Origin of the sequence: Bacillus sp. AP50, from assembly GCF_040492675.1 — a bacterium.
GTDB lineage: Bacteria > Bacillota > Bacilli > Bacillales > Bacillaceae_G > Bacillus_A > Bacillus_A cereus.
This window is the reverse complement of the sequence record NZ_JBEUTW010000509.1, coordinates 1-3,146: the sequence shown is the minus strand read 5'-3', so window position 1 is coordinate 3,146 and position 3,146 is coordinate 1. Positions and strand designations below refer to the sequence as shown.

Sequence of the window (3,146 nt, the reverse complement as noted above, 5' to 3'; positions counted from 1 at the left end):
CATCAACTATATTTTTTTCAAGCGCTTAATCTAATATATTGGATTATAATCTTACGTCTAAATAAGTTGATAGTGTATATAAAACACTATCAATCTTTATTATAAAACGATTCTTTATAGGCATGCACCTTTTTACACTCACCAAAATTTACAACATGACGAGTATCTTTATCCATGAATGTTATTCTGTATTTACTGAGGTTAGTTTTTATTTTGACTAACTAACATATTGTTTGCCTCAATATCTATTTTATAAAAAAGAAAATAGATGTAACGGTCCCTCTTTTAATAAAAAAATCCTATAAAAATATAGCGCTCTTAAAAGGTTTTGTTACAAATTTATTATGTTTGACTTAAAAAAAGGAACGTAATATTTATTTGTAGAAAATTTTAAGAGTAAAAATAGAATGACTATCTGTGATAAGAAATGGGGGGACTTTTATGCTAACAAATGATTTAGATTTCCGATTAGAACCACGTTTAAAAGAACTGTATGAACAACATAAAATTAGAGCGCAGAAGATAGACTGGGGTTATCATGAGTTTTTACCATGGGATAAGGGAATGGACTTTAAAAGAGTTCCTTGGGATGAAAGTCAAGTTACTCTTCCTACTGGTGTAATTACAGCCATTGAAACAGCTTTATTAACAGAAGTGAATTTACCATGGTTTACAACGTATTTATCTGCGACTTTTAAAGGTTCCCTTTCTGTTATTACAGACTTTATTCATACTTGGACCTCAGAAGAGGATCAACATTCGAATTTATTAGAGACATATTTACTACTCACTCGAAGTGTAAACCCTAAACGTATACATGAATTAAGAAAATCAGTCGTTGAGTGTGGATTTGAGCCTGATTTTCATACACCAATCGAAGCCATGACGTATACGACGCTACAAGAACTTGCAACAATGGTGTTTTACAATAATGTAGCTAAGGTGGCAAGTAAGCATGATCCAGATCTGGCTACATTATTACGCCGTCTTGCAAAAGATGAAACACTTCATTATGCGTTTTATCGAGACGTTATTCGAACACATTTAGAATTGGAACCAAATTATTGCTACCATATTGCCAATGTGATTAGGAATTTTAAAATGCCAGGTGCCGTCATGCCTGATTTTGAAAATAGAATGGCTGTGATTGCAAAAGAAGCAAACTATGGGCCACTACAATATTTTGATCAAGTACTTGATGTAGTGGTTGAGTATTGGGGGTTAAAAGACTTACGACCAATTGCCCCTCTAGCAGAAAAAGCAAGAATTGAGATTTTGGAGTATCATATAAGATTGAAAAAAATACGGGATCGATTTGGCCGTTTTCAAGGAAAAACTGATCTACGTTAATGAGTAGAGATTTCAGAATATACGCGTGGGAATTCCCTTTTCTTTTATTTGAAATCTAGAACGCTCTCTATTATTTTGCGGCTGTTTTCCTTAATTTAACTTCCGAAGAAAAAAGTTATTGACACCAAAAATAAACTCATGATATTATTGAACTTTTGATAAAAAATAACATATGTGTTAAGCTTGAGAAGGTTACCACATATGGAGGTGGGTTATATGTTTCAAATTGGGGATAACATTGTTTATCCAATGCACGGAGCAGGTATAATTGAAGCCATAGAAGAAAAAGAGTTCTCAGGGAAAAAGCAACTTTATTATGTCATAAAAATGTCCATTAGTAATATGCAAATCATGATTCCTAAAGGCAAAATATTGAGTTCGAATATACGCCCAGTTATTGATATACTTACATTAACGCGCATTATACACATTTTTCAGCATGGAGAATCAGGCGAATTAATGCCTTGGAAACAAAGGTATAAAGTAAACACAGATAAAATAAAAACGGGTGAAATACAAGAAGGTGCTGAAGTTATACGTGATTTAATCCGTATAAAGAAGGAAAAAGCACTGAATACAAGCGAAAAAAAATTGTTGGATGATGCATATAAATTTTTGGTCAGTGAGCTAGAATTAATTAAAGGAATCACTGAAAAACAAATAAAAAGTTTCTGTTGAGATTTATTATAAATACTGTATGACATCCCTCGGAAATATCCTGAATTCTCTGGGTATATGATGATTATTAAAAGGAAAGTATTTCAAAGATATTCAATTTCTTCAACTCACTTTTAGAGTAGATACCTCTTTTGTTATTACTTCAATCTAATCCATTTTTATTTTTAAATTTCTTTTACGAACGTTTGAAGTTTCATCAAATAACTAGATTAAATAGTCACTTGATTTTTACAATCCTGATTCACACTGGCACGGACAAGGAGCAGTAAGGATGAAAGAGAGGTAGGGCTTTCATTGTTTTAGGTAATATACTATCTAAGTCATTATTTCTAGAAGAAAAAACAATCAATCTCACCACTATCTTTAAGAGTGCCTTATATCTACTGAGACGGTGAATAGTAATTGTTTATCTTCTTTACTTAAAATTGATAAACGAACTGGTAACACCATATGGTCAACTACAAAAAATTGGTTTCCAGACCAGGAAACCAATTTAAATTTTATTTACATACCAATAGTAAATTAAGCAGTAAGAAGGAGTACACACATGAAAAAAATGTTAACAAAAGAATTAAGTAATGAATTAAAGAAGCGAGAAGGGATCATCTCTATTACAGTTGAGTCTTATGAAAAAATCGAAGTTGGTGGAATTCGTGTAGATGGACCAGCTATTATTCTAATTAATCAAGAATAGGTAAAAATAGTTGCATACAAGGAGAAAAGGATCGGCCTTTAAGAGAAGGGGGATCCTTTTTGTTTGTTGCAGCCAATATGGGATATAAATAACTTTTATCTGATGTGTTGGGGTTAAAAGGAAGGAGAGGATGGAAATTATCATGGTGGAAAGCTTAATATTGGTAGGATTTCTTTTTACGTTATATAAATTAGTTGATAAAAAAACAAACTAATTATTTAAAACGATAGATTGTTTCTTTTTTTAGGGCGAGATTTATCTGAGAGTGAAATGGATCATATAAAGGAGGAATTAAAATGGATGCAAGGAAAAAACGCATAAAATACGAGAAGATGTCAAAAAATTATGATCGTATTTATTTAGTTTCGTTTATCCTATTAATTGTACTTGTTTGTAGTAGTGTGATTATCATAGGAGCTACAGG

3 protein-coding genes are annotated in these 3,146 nt (G+C 31.7%); all 3 read left to right on the top strand.

What is annotated here, in order from left to right; all coding sequences use genetic code 11:
* The first annotated feature begins 441 nt into the window (after positions 1-441).
* The 3 genes from ABWK52_RS25640 to ABWK52_RS25630 all read left to right on the top strand — a co-directional run bounded on the left by ABWK52_RS25640 (position 442) and on the right by ABWK52_RS25630 (position 2,722).
* Positions 442-1,350: an acyl-ACP desaturase gene (locus tag ABWK52_RS25640; RefSeq protein ID WP_353772217.1), complete on the top strand. Its 909-nt coding sequence runs from the start codon at positions 442-444 to the stop codon at positions 1,348-1,350.
* 216 nt (positions 1,351-1,566) lie between these two features.
* Entirely contained in the window at positions 1,567-2,028 is a 462-nt protein-coding gene (locus ABWK52_RS25635) for a CarD family transcriptional regulator (protein WP_000486298.1), read from the top strand.
* Between the two features lie 547 nt (positions 2,029-2,575).
* The gene (locus ABWK52_RS25630; protein WP_000738548.1) at positions 2,576-2,722 is read left to right on the top strand and encodes a BC1881 family protein; all 147 of its coding nucleotides are present in this window, start codon (positions 2,576-2,578) and stop codon (positions 2,720-2,722) included.
* The last annotated feature ends 424 nt before the right edge of the window (positions 2,723-3,146 follow it).